This is a genomic window from Ruegeria sp. BF6 (assembly GCF_056538665.1).
In genome coordinates this window covers 1-4,481 of the sequence record NZ_JBQFTN010000038.1, presented here as the reverse complement: position 1 = coordinate 4,481, position 4,481 = coordinate 1, and the positions used below count along the sequence as shown (strand labels likewise).

The 4,481-nt window shown below is 63.1% G+C and carries 3 protein-coding genes; all 3 read right to left on the bottom strand.

Features of this window, described 5'->3' with window-relative positions:
- Positions 1 to 31: 31 nt before the first annotated feature.
- Positions 32 to 2,887 carry an aminomethyl-transferring glycine dehydrogenase gene (gcvP, locus tag ACR0IM_RS24395; RefSeq protein ID WP_480683476.1) on the bottom strand — a complete coding sequence of 952 codons (2,856 nt, stop codon included), beginning with the start codon at positions 2,885 to 2,887 and terminating at the stop codon, positions 32 to 34.
- 115 nt (positions 2,888 to 3,002) lie between these two features.
- Entirely contained in the window at positions 3,003 to 3,368 is a 366-nt protein-coding gene (gene gcvH / locus ACR0IM_RS24390) for a glycine cleavage system protein GcvH (RefSeq protein ID WP_480597314.1), read from the bottom strand.
- 17 nt (positions 3,369 to 3,385) lie between these two features.
- The gene (gene gcvT / locus ACR0IM_RS24385; RefSeq protein ID WP_480683475.1) at positions 3,386 to 4,480 is read right to left on the bottom strand and encodes a glycine cleavage system aminomethyltransferase GcvT; all 1,095 of its coding nucleotides are present in this window, start codon (positions 4,478 to 4,480) and stop codon (positions 3,386 to 3,388) included.
- Position 4,481: the final 1 nt, after the last annotated feature.

The window sequence follows — 4,481 nt, the reverse complement described above, 5'->3', positions numbered from 1 at the left end:
CCCCCGCCATTTTGGCGGGGGGATCTGATTTTTATTCTGCGGCGTCTTGGTATGCGTCCATTGGGGGGCATGTGCAGACGAGGTTTCGGTCTCCGTATGCGTTGTCGACGCGGTTGACGGGGGACCAGTATTTGTCGACGCCCATGGAGCCCGGCGGGAAGCAGGCCTGTTCGCGGGTGTAGGGGCGGTCCCAGTCGCCGACCAGATCGCGCACCGTGTGGGGGGCGTTTTTCAGCGGGTTGTTCTCCGCATCGATCTTGCCGTCGATGATGTCCTGCGCCTCGACCCGGATCGAGAGCATGGCGTCGCAGAAGCGGTCGAGCTCCGCCATGGGTTCCGATTCCGTCGGTTCGACCATCAGGGTTCCGGCCACCGGCCAGGACATGGTCGGCGCGTGGAAGCCTGAATCCACCAGACGTTTGGCAATGTCGTCCACGGTGACATGCGCCTCGGCGTCCAGCGGACGGGTGTCGAGGATGCATTCATGCGCCACACGGCCCGACTCGGAGGTATAGAGGATCGGATAGGCATCCTGCAGACGTGCCGCGATGTAGTTGGCGTTCAGGATCGCCACTTTGGTCGCCTGGGTCAGACCCGCACCGCCCATCAGCAGCACATAGGCCCAGCTGACCGGCAGGATCGAAGGCGAACCAAACGGTGCCGCCGAGACCGGACCCACGGCGGTGCCGTATTCCGGGTGGCCGGGCAGGTGCTCTTCCAGATGCGCCTTGACGCCGATCGGACCCATGCCGGGGCCGCCGCCGCCATGCGGGATGCAGAAGGTCTTGTGCAGGTTCAGGTGGCTGACATCGCCGCCAATGTCACCGGGGCGCGACAGGCCGACCATGGCGTTCATGTTGGCGCCGTCGATATAGACCTGACCGCCATGGTCATGGGTGATCTGGCAGACCTCCTGCACGGTGGTCTCGAACACGCCATGGGTGGACGGGTAGGTGATCATGCAGGCGGCCAGATGATCGGAATGCTTCTCGGCCTTGGCGCGGAAGTCATTCAGATCAATGTTTCCCTTGTCATCCGCCTGCACCGGCACAACCTGCCAGCCCACCATCTGGGCCGAGGCCGGGTTGGTGCCATGCGCCGAGGTCGGGATCAGGCAGACATTGCGGTGCCCTTCACCACGGGCGAAGTGATAGTTGCGGATGGTGAGCAGGCCTGCGTACTCGCCCTGTGCGCCCGAATTGGGCTGTTGGCTGATCGCATCATAGCCGGTGATCTGGCACAGCTTGTCGTTCAGGTCGGCAATCATCTCGTGATAGCCCTGCGCCTGATCTTGCGGCACAAACGGATGCAGGTTGGAGAACTCGGGCCAGGTGACCGGGATCATCTCGATCGTCGCGTTCAGCTTCATGGTGCACGAGCCCAGCGGGATCATCGCGCGGTCCAGCGCCAGGTCACGGTCGGCCAGACGGCGCATGTACCGCGTGATCTCGGCCTCGGCCCGGTTCTGGTGGAAGATCGGGTGGGTCAGATAGGCGCTTTCGCGCAGCGCATAATCCGGCAGGCGGTATTGCTTGTTCGAGCTGTCATCCTTGCGGTCGATGCCGAAGGCCCCCCAGACGGCCTCGATGGTCTCGGGGCGGGTCTGTTCGTCCAGGCTGATGCCCACCTTGCTGTCGCCGACCTTGCGCAGGTTGACGCCCCGGGCCACGGCGGCCTCCATCACGACGTTCTGCAGATGGCCGACCTCGACCGTGATGGTGTCGAAGAACACCTCAGGTTCGACCGAGAAGCCCGCCTCTTCCAGACCGGCCGCCATGCGCGAGGTTTTGCGATGCACCGATTGCGCGATGGCCTTGATACCGTCGGGGCCGTGATAGACCGCATACATCGAGGCGATCACCGCCAGCAGTGCCTGCGCGGTGCAGACGTTCGAGTTGGCTTTCTCGCGCCGGATATGCTGTTCGCGGGTCTGCAGCGACAGGCGATAGGCCTTGTTGCCGCGGCTGTCGATGCTGACACCGATGATCCGGCCCGGCATCGAGCGCTTCAGCTTGTCGGTGGTTGCCATATAGGCCGCGTGCGGGCCGCCATAGCCCATCGGCACGCCAAAGCGCTGGGTCGAGCCGATGGCGATATCCGCGCCCATCTCACCAGGGCTTTTCAGCAGCGCCAGCGACAGGATGTCGGCGGCGACAATGGCGATGGCTTTATGTTCGTGCAGCGCCGCGATCTCGGCGGTGTAGTCGCGCACATGGCCGTGGGTGCCCGGATACTGGAAGATCGCGCCAAAAACTGCGCCTGCGTCGAGGCTGTCGGGGTCGCCCACCTGTACGTCGATACCCAAAGGCTCGGCGCGGGTCTTGATCACCGCGATGGTCTGCGGGTGGCAGTTGCGGTCGACAAAGAAGGCCGCATTGTTGGCCTTGGACCGGCCGCCGCGCTTGGCCATTGCCATGGCTTCGGCGGCAGCGGTGGCTTCGTCCAGCAGCGAGGCGTTGGCCACGTCCAGCCCGGTCAGATCACTGACCATGGTCTGGAAGTTCAACAGCGCCTCAAGCCGGCCCTGGCTGATCTCGGGCTGATAAGGGGTGTAGGCTGTGTACCAGGCCGGGTTTTCCAGGATGTTGCGCAGGATCGGCGCCGGGGTGGTGGTGCCATAATAGCCCTGACCGATCAGCGAGGTCAGAACCTTGTTCTTGCCGGCCACCTCGCGCATGTGGAAAAGCGCATCCCGTTCGGTCATCGCCGGACCCCAGTCCAGCGGCTCTTTCTGGCGGATCGCGGGCGGAACGGTGGCGTCGATCAGCTCGTCCAGCGTCTTGAAGCCGATCACCTTGAGCATGTCGCGCATCTCGGTCGGGCTGGGCCCGATATGGCGGCGATTGGCAAAGTCATAGGCTTCGTAGTCGGTCAGTTTGAAGGCCATTGCAGCGCTCCTATGAATAAGTCAGGTCCGGCGGAGGCCGCGAGAGCCTCCGGGTAGAATGCGGGCCGGCTTGGCCCGAACGGGTGAGGTCCCGGGTCAGGACCCCTGCAGAGGCTCAGCCGATGAAGGCCTTGTAGCCGGCTTCGTCCATCAGGTCTTCCAGCTGCGACGCATCCGTGATCTTGATCTTGTAGATCCAGGCCTCGCCCTCGGGGTCTTCGTTCAGCGCACCGGGGTTGTCGGCCAGCGCCTCGTTGACCTCGACGATCTCGCCATCGACCGGCGCATAAAGCTCGGAGGCCGCCTTGACGGATTCGATCACGCCGATCTCACCATCCTTGGCAAATTCCTCGCCCGCGTCCTGCTGCTCGACAAAGACCACCTCGCCCAGCTGCTCGGCAGCATGTTTGGTGATGCCCAGAGTGGCCGTGTCACCCTCAACGGTCAGCCATTCATGCTCTTCGGAATAATAGGTTGCCATGTCTCTCTCTCCTGACTTCAACGCTTGTAATTCTGTTTGACGAAGGGCAGCGCCACGATCTGCGCCGGTTGTGCTTTGCCCCGGATGATCAGGTTCACCGTCTCGCCCGGCTCGCCGTGACCGGCGGACACATAGCCCATCGCCACCGGGCCGCCGACCGTGGGACCAAAGCTGCCCGAGGTGATCTGACCGATGGTGTTTCCTTCAGCGCACTGAATTTCCACGCCCTGGCGCGCAGGTGCGCGGCCTTCCGGCTTGATGCCCACCAGCTTGCGGGCGGGACCTTCGGCCAGTTCCTTCTGGACACGCTCGGCGCCTGGAAAGCCGCCCTCTTCCTTGCGGCGCTTCTGGATCGCCCAGCCCAGAGAGGCCTCGATCGGCGAGGTGCTCTGGTCGATGTCATTGCCATAAAGGCACAGACCCGCCTCCAGCCGCAGGCTATCGCGCGCACCCAGGCCCGCCGGTTCGCAATCCTCATGCGCCAGGAAGGCGCGGGTGATCTCGATCGCCTTGTCCTCGGGGATCGAGATCTCGTAGCCGTCCTCGCCGGTATAGCCCAGCCGCGAGATGCGGCATTCGACACCGTTGATATCGGCAATCGTGGTTTCCATGAACTTCAGGTCACGGGCTGCAGGGCAGAGGTCGCCCACCACGTCCTCGGCCTTGGGACCCTGCACCGCCACCAGCGCGCGGTCGAAGATCTCGGTCACTTCGACGCCTTCAAGGTTATCGCACATATGCGGAATGTCCTGATCACGCAGCGCCGCGTTCACCACCACGAAGTAATGATCGCCCGCATTCGACACGATCAGATCATCCATGATCCCGCCGTCCGCATTGGTAAAGAACCCGTACCGCGCCTTGCCTTCCTTCAGCGTCGCATAGGCCTGCGGGCACAAAGCTTCCAGCTTCTCACCCACATCCTCACCCCGCAGGATCACCTGACCCATATGGCTCACATCAAACACTGCCGCCTTCTCACGGCACTGCTTATGCTCGCCCATGATCCCCATCGGATACTGAACAGGCATCTCCCACCCAGCAAAATCAACCATCTTGCCACCCAACTCAACATGCAATGAGTACAACGGCGTGCGCTTAATATCGGTCATG

Excerpts from the sequence above, each read along its gene's own strand:
- gcvP (WP_480683476.1), bottom strand. The coding sequence starts at position 2,887 with ATGGCCTTCAAACTGACCGACTACGAAGCCTATGACTTTGCCAATCGC.
- gcvH (WP_480597314.1), bottom strand. The coding sequence starts at position 3,368 with ATGGCAACCTATTATTCCGAAGAGCATGAATGGCTGACCGTTGAGGGT.
- gcvT (WP_480683475.1), bottom strand. The coding sequence starts at position 4,480 with ATGACCGATATTAAGCGCACGCCGTTGTACTCATTGCATGTTGAGTTG.